We start from the raw sequence: 15,132 nt of genomic DNA, 5'->3' as shown, positions 1-15,132 counted from the left end.
ATGACGGGCGTCGTGTCCTCCCTCATGGCCGACCCGCCGGGTACCGAGTGACAATGGCTCGGTTCGCACCGCCGATCCCGGGGAGTCCATCGTGTCGTTGCCCCCGCTCGTCGAGCCCGCCGCCGAGCTGACCGTTGACGAGATCCGCCGCTACTCGCGCCACCTGATCATCCCCGACGTCGGAGTCGAGGGGCAGAAGCGGCTGAAGAACGCCCGGGTGCTCTGCGTGGGCGCCGGCGGCCTCGGCTCGCCGGCCCTCCTGTACCTCGCCGCCGCCGGTGTCGGCACGCTCGGCATCATCGACTTCGACACCGTCGACGAGTCCAACCTGCAGCGCCAGATCATCCACGGCGTCTCCGACGTCGGACGCTCCAAGGCCGAGTCGGCCGCGGCGAGCATCCGCGAGATCAACCCGCTGGTCCAGGTGGAGATCCACAACACCGCGCTCGACCGGGACAACGTCCGCGACATCTTCGCCCAGTACGACCTGATCGTCGACGGCACCGACAACTTCGCCACCCGCTACATGGTCAACGACGCGGCGGTGCTGCTCGGCAAGCCGTACGTTTGGGGGTCGATCTACCGCTTCGACGGCCAGGCCTCGGTCTTCTGGTCCGAGCACGGCCCCTGCTACCGGTGCCTCTACCCGGAGCCCCCGCCGCCCGGCATGGTCCCCTCCTGCGCGGAGGGCGGCGTGCTCGGCGTGCTCTGCGCCTCGATCGGCTCGATCCAGGTCAACGAGGCGATCAAGCTGATCACTGGTATCGGTGAGCCGCTGGTCGGCGGGCTGATGGTCTACGACGCCCTGGAGATGTCCTACCGCAAGATCAAGGTACGCAAGGACCCGAACTGCGCGCTCTGCGGCGAGAACCCGACAGTCACCGACCTGCTGGAGGACTACGAGGACTTCTGCGGCGCGGTGTCGGAGGAGGCCCAGGAGGCGGTCGTCGACTCGACCATCACCGCGCTGGAGCTCAAGGAGTGGCAGGACGCCGGCAAGGACATCTTCCTGGTCGACGTCCGGGAGCCGGCCGAGTACGAGATCGTCCGCATCCCCGGCGCGACCTTGATCCCCAAGGGCGACATCCTCTCCGGTGAGGCGCTCTCCCGCCTCCCGCAGGACCGGCAGATCGTGCTGCACTGCAAGTCCGGCGTCCGCTCGGCCGAGGCGCTCGCCGCGCTCAAGGCCGCCGGATTCCGCGACGCGGTGCACGTCCAGGGCGGCGTGCTCTCCTGGATCAAGCAGATCGATCCGTCGTTGCCCGCGTACTGACCGACCGGCCGGGGGCGGGGCGGGCTGAACCGCGCCGACCCCGGCCGATTCTCCGAGGCGGGATCGCGTTTGCCCAGGTAGCGTCTCCGCCGTGATCGACTTGGACGCCGCCATCGGCTTCGTGGTGGCTCACGGTGACGCGGTGGAACGCGCCCGCCTCTCCCGGCTGCGCACCGGAGCGCCGGTACCGGTCGAGCTGATCGAGCGGGCCGAGTTCGGGCAGACGGCCGAGGGCGGCTGGCCGGCGACCCTCGACGGTCCGATCGGCTCGGTCGACGCGACCTGCTTCCGCCTCGCCGAGCTGGACGACCTGGGCGCGCTCGGCCGACCGGCGGCCCGGCACGCCCTGGACTGGCTCGCCACCCGGCAGCTCGCCGACGGTGGCTGGGAGGAGGACCCGGCGCTGGCCGAGGTCGCGCCGGAGTGGGCCCGGCCCGGCGACCCGGCGGCCGGCTTCTACCTCACCGCCAACGCCGGCTTCTGGCTGACCGTCGCCGGGCTCGACGCTCGGTCCGCCGGCCCGCTCGACCACCGGGTCGGCGGGGCGTACGCCGGGGTGGTGCAGGCGGCGGCCCAGGCCGTCGCCGAGCGCCTCGGCCCCGACGGGAGCTGGCCGTCGTTCCTGCCGGCCGGTTGGCTGAGCGCGGCCGTGCTGCACCGGCAGGGCATGTACGACGAGTCGGCGCGGATCCAGGCGGTGCTGGCCGAGCGGCTCCCGGAGCTGTCCGGAGCGGACGCGGCCTGGCTCGCCGCGACGCTGCGCCGCGTCGAGGTCGGCGAGGAACAGTGGCTCCTCGTCTCCGCCCGGCGTCGCCTCGCCGAGACCCAGCGCAGCGACGGTGGTTGGGAGAGCGACGACGGCCACCAGTTCGACGTGCACACCACGCTACGGGCGGTCCGCGCCTGCCTCACCCCGACCACCGGGCAAGACTGACCGGCCGCCGTCAGCCGCGCAGGTGGCCGTCGCCGGTCACCACGTACTTGGTGCTGGTGAGTTCCGGCAGGCCCATCGGGCCGCGAGCGTGCAGCTTCTGCGTGGAGATCCCGATCTCGGCGCCGAAACCGAACTCGCCCCCGTCGGTGAAACGGGTGGAGGCGTTCACCATCACCGCCGCCGCGTCCACCCGGGCCACGAACTCGCGGGCCGCCGTGGTCGAGTCGGTGACGATCGCCTCGGTGTGCCCGGTGCCGTAGCGCCGGATGTGCCCGACGGCCGTGTCGAGGGAGTCCACCACGGCGACCGAGATGTCCGCGGAGAGGTACTCGGTGGCGAAGTCCTCCTCGGTCACCGGCAGCACGGCGGCGGAGTGCGCGGCCACCCGCTCGTCGCCGTGCACCGTCACCCCGGCCTCGGCGAACGCGGCCAGCATGGGCGGCAGGAAGGCGTCCGCGACCGCCGCGTGCACGAGCAGCGACTCGGCGGTGTTGCAGGTGGAGAGCCGCTGGGTCTTCGCGTTCAGCGTGATCGCCACGGCCTTCGACACGTCGGCGGCGGCATCGACGTACACGTGGCAGTTGCCGACCCCGGTCTCGATCACCGGAACCGTCGATTCCTCGACCACGGTGCGGATCAGCGACGCGCCGCCGCGCGGGATCAACACGTCGACCAGCCCACGGGCACGCATCAGTTCCTTGACCGAGTCGCGGGAGGCGGCGTCGAGCAACTGGACGGCGTCGGCCGGCAGTCCCGCCCCGGCGACCGCGTCGCGCAGCACCGCGACCAGCGCCGCGTTGGAGCCGGCGGCGGAGGAGGAGCCGCGCAGCAGCGCCGCGTTGCCGGACTTCAGGCAGATCCCGGCGGCGTCGACTGTCACGTTCGGGCGGGCCTCGTAGATGATCCCGACCACCCCGAACGGCACCCGGATCTGCCGCAGCTGCAGCCCGTTGGGCAGGGTCGAGCCACGTACCACCTCACCGACCGGATCGGGCAGCGCGGCCATCTGCCGCAGCGCGTCGGCGATGCCGGCCACCCGGTCCGCGTCGAGGGCGAGCCGGTCCAGCACGGCCGCGCTCAGCCCGGCCTCCCGCCCCGCCGCCAGGTCCGCCGCGTTCGCGGTCAGGATCTCGGGGGTACGCGCCACCAGCGCGTCGGCCATCGCGTGCAGGGCGACGTCCTTTGTCGTCCGCGTCGCCACGGCCAGCGCCTCCGCCGCCACCCGCGCCCGCCGCGCCTGTTCGGTCACACTCATGCCGGCACCTCCCTGCGGTCGGCGCCGTCATGAGGCTCTACCGCGCTGCGTTGATGATTCGCTCGCTGCCGCTCGCTCATGCCGGCACCTCCCTGCGGTCGGCGCCGTCATGAGGCTCTACCGCGCTGCGTTGATGATTCGCTCGCTGCCGCTCGCTCATGCCGGCACCTCCCTGCGGTCCACCGAGCCGTTCACAGCAGTACCAGGTCGTCGCGGTGGACGACCTCACGTTCGTACGCCGGGCCGAGCGCTGCGGCGAGCTCCGGAGTGGAGCGACCGAGCAGCCCGGGCAGCTCCACCGCGTCGTAGTTGACCAGTCCCCGGGCCACCGGTGCCCCCTGGGAGTCCACCAGGTCCACCGGGTCTCCGGCGGTGAACGCGCCGTCGACCGCCGTGATGCCGGCCGGCAGCAGCGACTTGCGCCGCCCGACCACCGCGGCGACCGCCCCCTCGTCCAGGTGCAGCCGGCCCCGGGGCGAGGTCGCGTGCGCGAGCCAGAACAGCCGCGCGGCCGGGCGCTGACGCTGCGGGTGGAAGAAGGTGCCGACCTCCTCGCCCGCCAGCGCCGGGGCGGCCAGCGGTGCGGCGGTGAGCACGACCGGGATGCCGAACCCGGTGGCGATCCGGGCCGCCTCGACCTTCGTCGCCATGCCACCGGTACCGACCCCGGCGCGGCCGGCGCCGCCGATCATGACACCCGCCAGGTCCTCCTCGCCGCGCACCTCGGCGATCCGGGTGGAGTCGGGTCGGCGGGGGTCGCCCGTCCAGAGCGCGTCGACGTCGGAGAGGAGCACGAGCAGGTCGGCCTGGACGAGCGCGGCGACCAGGGCGGCCAACCGGTCGTTGTCGCCGAACCGGATCTCCTCGGTGGCCACCGTGTCGTTCTCGTTGACGATCGGCACCGCTCGCAGGTCGAGCAGCTTGCGCAGGGTCCGGTACGCGTTGCGGTAGTGCGCCCGCCGGGTCACGTCGTCGACGGTGAGCAGCACCTGCCCCACGGTCCGCTGGTGCCGGGCGAAGCTGGCCGCGTACCGGCCGATCAGTTGGCCCTGCCCGACGCTGGCCGCGGCCTGCTGGCTGGCCAGGTCGCGCGGGCGGCGGGACAGCCCCAGCGGGGCCAGGCCGGCCGCGATCGCGCCGGAGGAGACGAGCACCACTTCCCGGCCGCCAGCCGCGAGCGCCGCGAGGGTGTCGACCAGCGTGTCGACCCGCTCGCCGGCCAGACCGCCGGTCGCGGTGGTCAGCGAGGAAGACCCGATCTTGACGACGACCCGTCGGGCTGCCGTTACCGCTTCACGCACACCGACCATTCTGCGTGGTCACGGCGGCGCCGCTGCGTCGCGTTCCCATAGTGTGGCCGGCTGTGACACCTGACGAGTACGTCGAGGCGGTGCTGGAGCTGGTCGAGCGCATCCCGCCGGGCCGGGTGATGTCGTACGGGGCGGTCGCCGACGCGCTCGCCGAGCGCTCGGGTCGCAACTCGGCCCGGCTGGTGGGCAACATCATGGCCCGGCACGGCGGGGCGGTGCCCTGGCATCGCGTGGTCAACTCGGCCGGGCGGTTGCCGCCGGGGCACGAGCGGGAGGCCCGAGCCCGGTTGCGCGCCGAGGGGACGCCGCTGCGTGCGTCCGGCGTGGACCTGGCGGCGGCCGCCTGGTCACCGGCTCCGGCCGGTACGGGTGAGGGCGCGTGGCCGCCGGAAGAGGGGATGTGACCGGCGCCATAACGTGAGTAGCATTCGGCGCCATGGACGCCCCGCCGGCCGGCCCGGTCCCCGTCCCGGGCGGCCTGCCGCGTCGGGTGCACCTCGGCTACGCGCTCGGCTCGCTCGCCACCGGCGCCTTCGGCACCGTGCCCGGCCTGCTGTTGCTGCCCTACCTCACCGACACGCTGGGGGTGGCCGCCGGGGTGGCCGCGCTGCTGGTGCTCGTGCCGAAGGCGTGGGACGTGCTGGTCAACCCCGTGGCCGGCCGCATCTCCGACCGCACCGGGTCGCGCTGGGGCCCGCGCCGCCCCTACCTGCTCTTCGGCGGGCTGGCGCTCGCCCTGCTCTTCGCCGCCATCTTCGCCGCGCCGTTCGGGGCGGGGAGCCCGGCGGCGGTGTACGTCGCGGTCGTCTTCCTCGCCACGGCCACCGCGTTCGCCTTCTTCCAGGTGCCCTACGTGGCGATGCCGGCCGAGCTGACCGAGGACTACGCCGAACGCACCCGGCTGATGACCTGGCGGATCGCCGTGCTGGCCCTCGCCATCCTGGTCTCCGGAGCGGTCGCCCCGATCGTGGTGGCGGCGGGCGGCGAAGGGCTCGCCGGGCACCGGTGGATGGGCCTCTTCGTCGCGGCGCTGATCGCGCTGGGCGCGATCGGGGCGTTCGCCGGCACCGGCGCCGCGCCGACCGGGCGGGTACGCGAGAGCGAACCCACGCTCCGCGCCCAGCTGGCGGTCGCCGCCCGGAACCGCCCGTTCCGGGTGCTGCTGCTCTGCTTCGTGGTGCAGTCCGCGGGCGTGGCGACCATTCTGGCCGGGGTCAACTACTTCGCCGACCAGATCCTGCGGGACCCGCGGACCGGGGCGACCCTGCTCTTCGCCTGCTTCGTCGGGCCGGCGCTGCTGGTGATGCCGCTCTGGGCCCGGATCGGCGCCCGGGTCGGCAAGCTCCGGGCCCTCGTCGCGGCGTCACTGCTGCTCGCGGTGGGGGTGTCGGCCCTGGTGGCCGCCCCGTTGCTGCCGGCGGCCCCGGTCTACCCGGTGGTCGCGCTCGTCGGCGCCGGGTACGCGGGCCAGCAGGTCTTCGCGCTCGCCATGCTGCCCGACTGCATCAGCTGGGACGAGGCGCGCACCGGCCGGCGGCAGGCCGGTGTCCTCACCGGGGTCTGGACGGCGGGCGAGACTTTCGGGCTGGCGCTCGGCCCGGGCATCTACGGGCTGGTGCTCCAGTTGGCGGGCTACGTCTCCTCCGACACCGGTACGGCCGCGGCGCAGACCGGCACCGCCCGCCTCGGCATCCTGCTCGGCTTCACCGTGCTCCCCGCCCTTCTGGTGGCTGCGCCACTCGTCCTTCTGCGCCGCTACGACCTGCCCGCCGTGGCCGCCGGCGCCGACCGGCCGGCCGTGGTGGGGAACGAAAGCCGCTGAGCCACACGGAGAGGGTCGACGAGCCATGAACGAGGAGCGGACCGGCGGCAGCGCGCTGCCGGAGCGGGGGTTGCCCGCCGAGCGGGTGCTCGACGAGATCCGGGCACTGCGGGCCGGGGACCGACCGACGCACGGAGGGCAGCTCTTCGCGTACGTCTACGACCCGGCCGTCCCCGGCCTGGACGAGCTGGCCGCCGCGGCGCACGCGGCGAGCGCGCACGTCAACGGGCTGGACCCGACCGCGTTCCCGTCCCTGCTCGCCATGGAGAACGCACTGGTCGGCGCGGCGGCCGGGCTGCTCGGCGGTGGACCCGGCAGCATCGCGCCGGACGTGGTCGGCAGCGTCACCAGCGGCGGCACCGAGTCGCTGATCCTGGCCGTCAAGGCGGCCCGGGACGCGCGTCCGGAGATCGCCGCGCCCCGGCTGGTGGTGCCGGCGAGCGGGCACGCGGCCTTCGCCAAGGCGGCCCACTACCTGCGGGTGGCGCTCGACGTGGTGCCGGTCGACCCGGCCACGCTGCGCCCCGACCCGGCCGCGACCGCCGCCGCCATCGGGCCGGACACGGTGCTCGTGGCCTGCTCCGCCCCGTCGTACGCGCACGGGGTGATCGACCCGGTCGCCGAGATCGCCGCTGCCGCCGCGGCGGCGGGGGTGCGCTGCCACGTGGACGCCTGCTTCGGCGGCTGGACCCTGCCGTACCTGCGTCGGCTCGGCGCGCCCGTGCCGCCGTTCGACTTCGCGGTGCCCGGGGTCACCTCGATCTCGGTCGACCTGCACAAGTACGCGTACGCCCCGAAGGGCGTCTCGGTGCTGCTGCACCGTGATCCGGCGCTGCGCGCCCCGCAGTACTTCGCGTACGCCGACTGGCCCGGCTACACGATGATCAACCCGACGGTCGCCTCGACCCGCTCCGGCGGCCCGATCGCCGCCGCGTACGCCACCCTGCGGCACCTGGGCGACGACGGCTACCTGCGGCTGGCGGCGGCGACCCGGGAGGCCGTCGCCGGGCTCGCCGAGGCCGTTCGCGGCCTGCCCGGGCTGCGACTGATGGCGGAGCCGGAGTCGACGGTCGTCTGTTTCACCGCCACCGACCCGGAGCTCGACCTGTTCGTGCTGGTCGACGAGCTGACCGCCCGGGGCTGGCACACCCAGCCGCAGCTGTCGTACGCCGGCCTGCCGGCCAGCGTGCACCTCACGGTGACCGCCGCGATGGCGCCCCGGGTGGGTGAGTTCGGTCCGGCGCTGGCCGAAGCGGCGAAGGCCGCCCGGGCGGCCGGCCCGGTGGTGCTGCCTGCGGAACTGCGCGCGCTCGCCGGGACGCTCACCCCGGACGCCCTCACCCCGGACCTGGTCGGCGGGCTCGCCGCCGGCCTGGGTCTGGGCGGCCCGACCGGCGCCCCTCCGGACCGGATGGCGGCGGTGAACACCCTGCTCGACGCCGCCGCGCCCGCGCTGCGCGAGCGGCTGCTGGTGGAGTTCGTGGGTCTGCTCCAGCGACCCAGCTGGTGACCGCCCGCATCCCGCCGCCCGGCGGGGTGCCGTCCGCCCTCTCGGTGCGGCCGGCTGCTGTGGTTGACTGGGCCGGAGGTTCGGGAAGGGGGCGTTCGTGCAGCTACCGGCAGTGCTCGGAGAGCCGATCCGGTTCGTGCTGAACTGGGGCCGCCGCTACTCGCTCTGGGTCTTCAACTTCGGCCTGGCCTGCTGCGCTATCGAGTTCATCGCGACGAGCATGAGCCGGCACGACTTCATGCGGCTCGGGGTGATCCCGTTCGCGCACGGCCCCCGCCAGGCAGACCTCATGGTGGTCTCCGGCACGGTGACCGACAAGATGGCGCCCGCGATCAAGCGGCTCTACGACCAGATGCCCGAGCCGAAGTACGTCATCTCGTTCGGCGCCTGCTCCAACTGCGGCGGCCCGTACTGGGACTCGTACTCGGTGACCAAGGGCGTCGACCAGCTCATCCCGGTCGACGTCTACGTGCCCGGCTGCCCGCCCCGGCCGGAGGCGCTGCTGCATGCCATCCTGCGCCTCCAGGAGAAGATCGCCGCCGAGCAGTCCGGCCCCGGCGGAGTGTCCCGTCCCGACCTGCTCGCCGCTCCCGTCGACGCCCCGCCGAGCGACGGCGCCGTTGCGCGCTCGGTCGCGTCGCTCACCGCCCCGCCGGTACGCCCACCCGCCGCCGGCTGACGGCGGACACCGCCGGGCACCGCCGCCGGTCCGGGGCGGTCCCGGTGCTGCCCGCTCGGCCGAGCCGGTCCTGGCGGGCGGGGACTAACCTGCGCACATGAGCAGCTCAGGGCAGCGTCGCGCCGCCCACATCGTCGACGTGTTGATCGCGGAGTTCGGGGCTTCGATGGCGCTCGACCCCGCCGCCTTCCGCCGCAAGTTCCGCAAGATGGCCGCCTCTCCGTTCGCCTTCTACCGGGGCAGCGCCGCGCTCTTCTACGCCGACCAGCGCGGCGACTTCGCCGACGACCGGTTCCTCGACGAGCGCACCAGCCGGGTGTGGATCCACGGTGACCTGCACGCCGAGAACTTCGGCACCTACATGAACGCCTCCGGGCAGCTGGTGTTCAACGTCAACGACTTCGACGAGGCGTACGTGGGGCCCTTCACCTGGGACCTGAAGCGCTTCGCGGCCAGCGTGGCGCTGCTCGGCTACGCCAAGGCGCTCTCCGACCGGGTGATCACCGAGCTGGTCACCGGCTTCGCCCACTCGTACCTCACCGAGCTGCGTGCGATCGCCGCGGGCGGCGACGACGCCATCGGCTCGATCACGCTCGACAACGCCGACGGGGTGCTGCGCCGGGTGCTCCAGCAGGCCCGGCTCTCCACCCGCGTCGACCTGCTCGCCGCGCAGACCACCGTCGACAACTACGAGCGGCGGTTCTCCCTCGGCGACGGCGTGTACGAGGTCGACGACGAGACGCGCCGACTGGTGACCGAGGCCTTCACGGCGTACCTCGGCACGCTGCCGGTCTCCTCGTCCCGGCTGCGTCCGGTCGAGACCCGGATCAAGGACGTGGTGCTGCGCAAGGGCGTGGGCATCGGCTCGGCCGGGCTGCCGTCGTACAACCTCCTGCTGGAGGGGCACACGCAGGCGCTGGAGAACGACGTGGTCATCTACATGAAGCAGGCCCAGGTGCCCGCGGTGGCCCGGCACATCGCCGACGAGTCGATCCGTGCCTACTTCCAGCACCAGGGGCACCGGACGGCCGAGTCGCAGCGGGCGTTGCAGGCGCACGCCGACCCGTGGCTGGGCTTCACCGAGCTGGGCGGGGTCGGCCAACTCGTCGCCGAGGTCTCGCCGTACGCCGCCGACCTGGACTGGGCGGACGTCAACGAGCCCGAGGAACTGGCCGGGGTGCTGGCCGACCTGGGCCGGGCGGTGGCCCGGATGCACTCGGTGGCCGACGACGAGTCCAGCCACGACCTGGTCGACTACTCCACGGAGGAGGCGATCGTCGCGGCGGTCGAGCGGGACGAGCCGGGCTTCGTACGCCACCTGGTGGAGTTCGCCCACGGGTACGGGCTGCGCGCCCGGGAGGACCACCAGCTCTTCGTGGACGTCTTCCGCAACGGCCGGCTGCCCGGCATCTGAGTCGGCGGCCGGGAACGGGCCGGGCGCGGACTCAGACCGCGAACTCCAGCACCACCTTGATGTCCTCCGGCCCGCTCGTGTATGCGTCGGCGTACCCCGACACGGCCACCCGTCGGCTGATCAGCGAGCTGAGCCAGAGCGGGTCGGCCCGGCGGAGCGCGTCGGCGGCCAGTTCCCAGTGCCGCCGGTTGGCGTTCACCGAGCCGAAGACCACGTTGTTCTCCAGCACGAGCTCGCGGTTGAGGGCCCCCGCGTCGAAGTCGATAGTCCGGCCGCCGCTGGAGACCCCGGCCAGGCAGACGATGCCGTTCGGCGCCGCCTTGCACATCACGTCGAGCACCACCTGGGGCGCCCCGGTGCACTCCAGCACGACGTCCGGCTCGAAGTCCAGCTCGTCGACGCGGACCGAGTGGTAGGTCGCGCCCAGCGCGTTGACCAGCTCCGGCTTCGGGCCGCTGGTGGCGAGGTCGAGCACGTGCACGGCGAACCCGCGCTGGGCGGCGAGCAGAGCGGCGAGCAGGCCGATCGGGCCGGCCCCGGTGACCAGCACGACCCGCGGCTGCCACACCGCCCGCTGCCCGATACGTTCGATGTGGTCCCACGCCTTCGCGACGATGCTGGTCGGTTCGAGCAGCATGCCGACCTGACCGAGCGCCCGGTCCAGCGGGACGGCGTACGGGGGCTGGATCCGCCAGCGTTCCCGGGCGAACCCGGGCAGCGCCTTGATGCCGTGCTCCGTGTAGCGGCCGTTGCGGCACATGTCCCACTCGCCGACCGCGCAGTTCGGGCAGGGCACCGGATCCGGGTGCCGGACGATCCCGGCCACCAGGTCGCCCGGCTGGAGGGTGCCGGTCGGGTCCTCGAGGACCCGGCCCAGCGACTCGTGCCCGAGCACCAGGCGCCGTTCGCCCGGGGGCGCCTCGCCGTACTCCCCGGCGATGATCTCGTGGTCGGTACCGCAGACGCCGACGGCCAGGGACTCGACAAGGATCGCCCCCTCCTCGGAGGCCGGTTCCGGGTAGTCCTCGACCAGCTCCAGGGAGTCGGCGGTCCCGGGGATGACAGTCACGGCGCGCACGACTCTCATCCTCACCCCTCCGCCGGACTCCCGCTGTGCAAAGCGGCAGAAGATTCCCCGAGTGACACGTCGCGGCGGACGAGTCCGCCGGTGACCGACGCGAGCCTCGGGGACCGCCCCGGGCGGGCTCGAACAGGCGGCGGGCGGCGGCCGTAGGGCCCTTCCATGACCGTGCCCGGCCGTGCCGGACCGCCGCCCGGGGCCCGGCTCGCTCGGGCGGGCCCCGGGAACCAGGCCCTAGGATCAGCGCATGACTCCGGAAGAGGTCGGCAGCCGGGTGGCCGAGTTGCTCGCGCCGGCCGAGACCACCCCGTCGGTCTCCGGTGGCGGCCGGCACGCCCGCGCCGCGGTGGACGTGCCGGCGACGAGCTGGCGCGACGCCGTCCGGGCGGCCCGCGACGACGCGGAGCTGGACTGCGACTTCTTCGACTGGCTCTCGGCGGTGGACGAACTCGCCGACGGGTTCGACGTGGTCGCCCACCTCTGGTCGACCCGGCAGCGGCACGGCCTGCTGCTGCGTACCCGGGTGCCGCGCGAGGCGTCAACGGTCGCCTCGGTGGTCGACCTCTACCCCGGGGCCGACTGGCACGAGCGGGAGACGCACGAGATGTTCGGCGTCGACTTCGCCGGCCACGCCGACCTGCGCCCGCTGCTGCTGCCGCCGGAGTTCGAGGGGCACCCGCTGCGCAAGGAGTTCGTGCTGGCCTCCCGGGTGGCCAAGCCCTGGCCGGGCGCGAAGGAGCCGGGCGAGTCCGAGGCCGGCGGCGGCCGGCGGCCGATCCGCCCGCCGGGCGTGCCCGCGCCGGGGGAGTGGGGCACCACGCCCACCCCGGCCGGGGCCGGTGGCGTGGGGGAGCGGGCGCGTGGCGGGACTCCGGCCCGCCCGGCCGGTGACCGGCCCGCGCGACCGGCGCCGGGAGCCCGGCCCGCGCGTACCGCCCGACCGGCCCGGAGCGGCGGCGACCCGGCGGCGTCCGGTGCTTCGGGGCCGGCGACCGACGCCGAGGGGTCGAGCCCGACGGCTGGTGGTCCGGGACCGGCGCGTCCGGTGCCGCCACCCGGCGCGGCCGACCGGGCCGACGACGACGGGGCCGGCTCCTGATGCCGGTCTGGGTGGAGCTGCTGATCCGGGTCGCCGCGGTGCTCGTCGCCTTCCTCGTCCTGCCGCTGCTGGTCGGGCAGGCCGAGCACAAGGTGATGGCGCACATGCAGGGCCGGCTCGGGCCGATGTACGCGGGCGCGTTCCACGGCTGGGCGCAGCTCGTCGCCGACGGGCTCAAGTTCGTGCAGAAAGAGGACGTCACCCCGCGCGAGGCGGACCGTTCGGTCTTCCGGCTGGCTCCGGTGGTCGCGCTGCTGCCGTACCTGCTCGTGCTCCTGGTGATCCCGCTCGGCCCGAACGACCTGGTCGGGCAGCCGCTGGACGTCGGGCTCTTCTTCGTCCTCGCGGTGGTGGGGGTCGGGGTGCTGGCGGTGCTGATGTCGGCCTGGGCCTCGGCCAACAAGTACAGCCTGCTCGGCGGGGTGCGGGGTGCCGCGCAGCTGCTCGGTTACGAGCTGCCGTTGGTGCTGTCCGCCGCGTCGGTGGCGATGGCGGCCGGCACGCTCAGCCTCTCGGGCATCGTGGAGGCGTGGCGGCCCTGGTGGCTGCTCTGGCAGGCGCCCGCGATGATCGTCTTCTTCGTGGCCGGGCTCGCCGAGATCCGCCGCCCGCCGTTCGACATGCCGGTCGCGGACTCCGAGCTGGTCTTCGGCTACATGACCGAGTACACCGGGCTGCGTTTCGCGTTCTTCCTGCTCGCCGAGTACGTCGGCATCGTCGTGATCGCGGCGCTCACCACAGTGCTCTTCCTCGGCGGCTGGCACGGGCCGTTCGCCGACGACCAGCTCGGCTGGCTCTGGACGCTGCTCAAGATCTTCGCCGTCGCCTTCGTGATCATCTGGCTCCGGGTGTCGTACCCACGGCTGCGGGAGGACCAGCTCCAGCGCCTCTGCTGGCTGGTCCTCGTTCCGGCGTCCCTGGCGCAGCTCGTCCTCACCGTCGCCGTCCGCGTCGCCCTGTGACGGCGGGCCCCCTCCGGCCGGAGGGGGCCCGCACCGGCGATCCCGGTCAGCGCAGCGGGGTGTGCGCGGGGTCGACCCGCTCCGCCGGCGGCGGGGGCGGGGTGCCGTCGCCGAACGGACGGCCGCCGAGCTCCTCCCGACCGTGCGGCGTGAGCCAGTTGGCCAGGTCGGGCCCGAGCGGCACGATGCCTGTCGGGTTGATGTCCCGGTGCACCTCGTAGTAGTGCCGCTTGATGTGGTCGAAGTCGATCGTGTCGCCGAAGCCGGGGGTCTGGAACAGGTCCCGGGCGTACGCCCACAGCACCGGCATCTCCGCGAGCTTCTGCCGGTTGCACTTGAAGTGGCCGTGGTAGACCGGGTCGAAACGGACCAGTGTGGTGAAGAGCCGCACGTCGGCCTCGGTGAGGGTGTCGCCGACCAGGTAGCGCTGGCCGGCCAGCCGCTCGCTCAGCCAGTCCAGCCGGTCGAAGAGCCGGTGGTACGCCGCCTCGTACGCCTCCTGGCTGCCGGCGAACCCGCACCGGTAGACGCCGTTGTTGACGTCGCGGAACACCGCGTCGTTGACCTCGTCGATCTCGTCGCGCAGCCGCTGCGGGTAGAGGTCCGGCGCACCCTCGCGGTGGTACGCCGTCCACTCGGTCGAGAGGTCGAGGCTCATCTGCGCGTAGTCGTTGGTCACCACCCGCCCGGTCGGCACGTCCACGATCGCCGGCACCGTGATGCCCCGGTCGTAGCCGGGGAACCGCTTGAAGTACGCCTCGGCGAGCCGCTCGATCCCGAGCACCGGGTCCCGCCCGCCCGGGTCGAGGTCGAACGTCCAGCTCCGCTTGTCGTGCGTCGGGCCGGCCACCGCCATCGACAGGACGTCCTCCAGGCCGAGCAGCCGGCGGACGATGATCAGCCGGTTCGCCCACGGGCAGGCCCGGCTGACCGCGAGCCGGTACCGGCCGGGTTCCACCGGGTAGCCGTCCCGCCCGTCGGCGGTGATCCGGGTCGCTATGTAGCGCTGGTCGCGGGTGAACTCGCCACCCGGCTCCACGTACTTTCCGCCGGTGCGTTGCAGCACCTCGTCGTCGGTCTCGGTCCTGTCGGCCTCGCTGCTGGTACCCACGCCGCCTCCGCTCCTGTCGCCTCGTCCCATTCTGGCGGCTCGACCCGTCACCGGCTGGCCGACCGCCGCGAGCGGCGGCGGGCGCCGCGCGGGCTCGGGGCTACGCTGCCCCTGTGATCGACACGGAGGCGGCGGCGCGGCGACTCGTCAGCGACGTGTGGAACGCCGGTCGCGAGGAGTCGGCGTACGAGCTGATCGCGCCGGAGTGCCCCGGGCTGGGCGGCACCGGCCCGGAGGCGACCCTGGCCTGGCACCGGGACCGGCGGGCGGCCTTCCCCGACCTTCGCTACAAGATCGTCGACCTGGTCGCCACCGGGGACCGGGCGGCGGTGCGCTGGCGGGCGGCCGGCACCCAGGTCGGGCCGTTCGGCCCGGTGCCGCCGACGGGGCGGGTGGTCAGCTACTCCGGCGCGTCGTTCCTGCGCTTCGACGCGAGCGGGCGGATCGTCGACGTGTGGAGCGTCAACGAGCTGTTCCAGGTGCTCCAGCAGCTCGGCGTCGAGATGATCCCGCCGCCCGGCGGCGTCAGCGGCCCCGCGGCGTGATCCGGGCCAGCGGGATGTCGATCTCCCACGGCTCCGGCAGCAGGATGCCGTCGGGCATCCGGGCCGTCTCGACGTAGATCCGCTTCGACGGGTCGAGCTTGTGCGCGTGCACCACGATGCCCGCCTCGGTCTCGACC

Annotated in this window: 14 protein-coding genes and 1 pseudogene; 10 read left to right on the top strand and 5 right to left on the bottom strand. The window is 73.8% G+C overall.

Annotated features, from left to right (window positions below):
• Positions 1 to 91: 91 nt before the first annotated feature.
• Both moeZ and E1211_RS05315 read left to right on the top strand, forming a co-directional pair.
• Positions 92 to 1,273: an adenylyltransferase/sulfurtransferase MoeZ gene (gene moeZ, locus E1211_RS05320; RefSeq protein WP_132345978.1), complete on the top strand. Its 1,182-nt coding sequence runs from the start codon at positions 92 to 94 to the stop codon at positions 1,271 to 1,273.
• Between the two features lie 91 nt (positions 1,274 to 1,364).
• Positions 1,365 to 2,207 carry a prenyltransferase/squalene oxidase repeat-containing protein gene (locus tag E1211_RS05315; RefSeq protein ID WP_132345976.1) on the top strand — a complete coding sequence of 281 codons (843 nt, stop codon included), beginning with the start codon at positions 1,365 to 1,367 and terminating at the stop codon, positions 2,205 to 2,207.
• 10 nt (positions 2,208 to 2,217) lie between these two features.
• On the opposite strand, the gene E1211_RS05310 is transcribed toward E1211_RS05315, so the two are convergent.
• A complete protein-coding gene (locus E1211_RS05310; RefSeq protein ID WP_132345974.1) occupies positions 2,218 to 3,462 on the bottom strand; it encodes a glutamate-5-semialdehyde dehydrogenase in 1,245 nt (414 codons plus the stop codon).
• A 191-nt stretch (positions 3,463 to 3,653) separates the two neighbouring features.
• On the bottom strand, positions 3,654 to 4,763 hold the full coding sequence (gene proB / locus E1211_RS05305; RefSeq protein ID WP_207915248.1) for a glutamate 5-kinase: 1,110 nt from the start codon (positions 4,761 to 4,763) through the stop codon (positions 3,654 to 3,656).
• 62 nt (positions 4,764 to 4,825) lie between these two features.
• Here proB and E1211_RS05300 point away from each other — a divergent pair, with 62 nt between their 5' ends.
• The 5 genes from E1211_RS05300 (at position 4,826) to E1211_RS05280 (ending at position 10,197) form a co-directional block, all read left to right on the top strand.
• The gene (locus E1211_RS05300; protein ID WP_132345970.1) at positions 4,826 to 5,176 is read left to right on the top strand and encodes an MGMT family protein; all 351 of its coding nucleotides are present in this window, start codon (positions 4,826 to 4,828) and stop codon (positions 5,174 to 5,176) included.
• A gap of 32 nt (positions 5,177 to 5,208) precedes the next feature.
• Positions 5,209 to 6,594: an MFS transporter gene (locus E1211_RS05295; RefSeq protein ID WP_132345968.1), complete on the top strand. Its 1,386-nt coding sequence runs from the start codon at positions 5,209 to 5,211 to the stop codon at positions 6,592 to 6,594.
• A 25-nt stretch (positions 6,595 to 6,619) separates the two neighbouring features.
• Entirely contained in the window at positions 6,620 to 8,104 is a 1,485-nt protein-coding gene (locus E1211_RS05290; protein WP_132345966.1) for an aminotransferase class V-fold PLP-dependent enzyme, read from the top strand.
• A 97-nt stretch (positions 8,105 to 8,201) separates the two neighbouring features.
• Entirely contained in the window at positions 8,202 to 8,783 is a 582-nt protein-coding gene (locus tag E1211_RS05285; RefSeq protein WP_132345964.1) for an NADH-quinone oxidoreductase subunit B, read from the top strand.
• A gap of 97 nt (positions 8,784 to 8,880) precedes the next feature.
• The gene (locus E1211_RS05280; protein ID WP_132345962.1) at positions 8,881 to 10,197 is read left to right on the top strand and encodes a DUF2252 domain-containing protein; all 1,317 of its coding nucleotides are present in this window, start codon (positions 8,881 to 8,883) and stop codon (positions 10,195 to 10,197) included.
• Between the two features lie 31 nt (positions 10,198 to 10,228).
• On the opposite strand, the gene E1211_RS05275 is transcribed toward E1211_RS05280, so the two are convergent.
• Positions 10,229 to 11,275, bottom strand: coding sequence for a glucose 1-dehydrogenase (locus tag E1211_RS05275; protein WP_207915246.1), 1,047 nt, complete (start codon positions 11,273 to 11,275; stop codon positions 10,229 to 10,231).
• A 250-nt stretch (positions 11,276 to 11,525) separates the two neighbouring features.
• On the opposite strand from E1211_RS05275, the pseudogene E1211_RS05270 reads away from it, so the two are divergent.
• A pseudogene (locus E1211_RS05270) lies at positions 11,526 to 12,122 on the top strand (NADH-quinone oxidoreductase subunit C); the annotation flags it as partial.
• A 254-nt stretch (positions 12,123 to 12,376) separates the two neighbouring features.
• Positions 12,377 to 13,339 (top strand): NADH-quinone oxidoreductase subunit NuoH, encoded by a 963-nt coding sequence (nuoH, locus tag E1211_RS05265; protein WP_132345956.1) that lies wholly within the window; start codon positions 12,377 to 12,379, stop codon positions 13,337 to 13,339.
• A 46-nt stretch (positions 13,340 to 13,385) separates the two neighbouring features.
• Here nuoH and E1211_RS05260 read toward each other — a convergent pair whose 3' ends face one another.
• On the bottom strand, positions 13,386 to 14,450 hold the full coding sequence (locus E1211_RS05260; RefSeq protein WP_371686126.1) for a glutathione S-transferase family protein: 1,065 nt from the start codon (positions 14,448 to 14,450) through the stop codon (positions 13,386 to 13,388).
• A 113-nt stretch (positions 14,451 to 14,563) separates the two neighbouring features.
• Between E1211_RS05260 and E1211_RS05255 the strand changes: the two genes are divergently transcribed.
• Positions 14,564 to 14,995, top strand: a complete 432-nt coding sequence (locus tag E1211_RS05255; protein WP_132345954.1) for an ester cyclase — start codon at positions 14,564 to 14,566, stop codon at positions 14,993 to 14,995.
• Here E1211_RS05255 and E1211_RS33690 read toward each other — a convergent pair.
• Positions 14,976 to 15,110 (bottom strand): hypothetical protein, encoded by a 135-nt coding sequence (locus E1211_RS33690; RefSeq protein ID WP_256371310.1) that lies wholly within the window; start codon positions 15,108 to 15,110, stop codon positions 14,976 to 14,978. The genes E1211_RS05255 and E1211_RS33690 overlap by 20 nt on opposite strands.
• Positions 15,111 to 15,132: the final 22 nt, after the last annotated feature.

Origin of the sequence: Micromonospora sp. 15K316 (genome assembly GCF_004348525.1) — a bacterium.
Classification (GTDB): Bacteria; Actinomycetota; Actinomycetes; order Mycobacteriales; family Micromonosporaceae; genus Micromonospora.
The sequence above is the reverse complement of the archived record's forward strand: the minus strand, read 5'-3'. Positions and strand labels throughout refer to the sequence as shown.

Bases quoted from the DNA above. Each gene is read 5' to 3' on its own strand.
- E1211_RS05280 (WP_132345962.1), top strand. From the start codon at position 8,881: ATGAGCAGCTCAGGGCAGCGTCGCGCCGCCCACATCGTCGACGTGTTG.
- E1211_RS05290 (WP_132345966.1), top strand. From the start codon at position 6,620: ATGAACGAGGAGCGGACCGGCGGCAGCGCGCTGCCGGAGCGGGGGTTG.
- E1211_RS05310 (WP_132345974.1), bottom strand. From the start codon at position 3,462: ATGAGTGTGACCGAACAGGCGCGGCGGGCGCGGGTGGCGGCGGAGGCG.
- E1211_RS05295 (WP_132345968.1), top strand. From the start codon at position 5,209: ATGGACGCCCCGCCGGCCGGCCCGGTCCCCGTCCCGGGCGGCCTGCCG.
- nuoH (WP_132345956.1), top strand. From the start codon at position 12,377: ATGCCGGTCTGGGTGGAGCTGCTGATCCGGGTCGCCGCGGTGCTCGTC.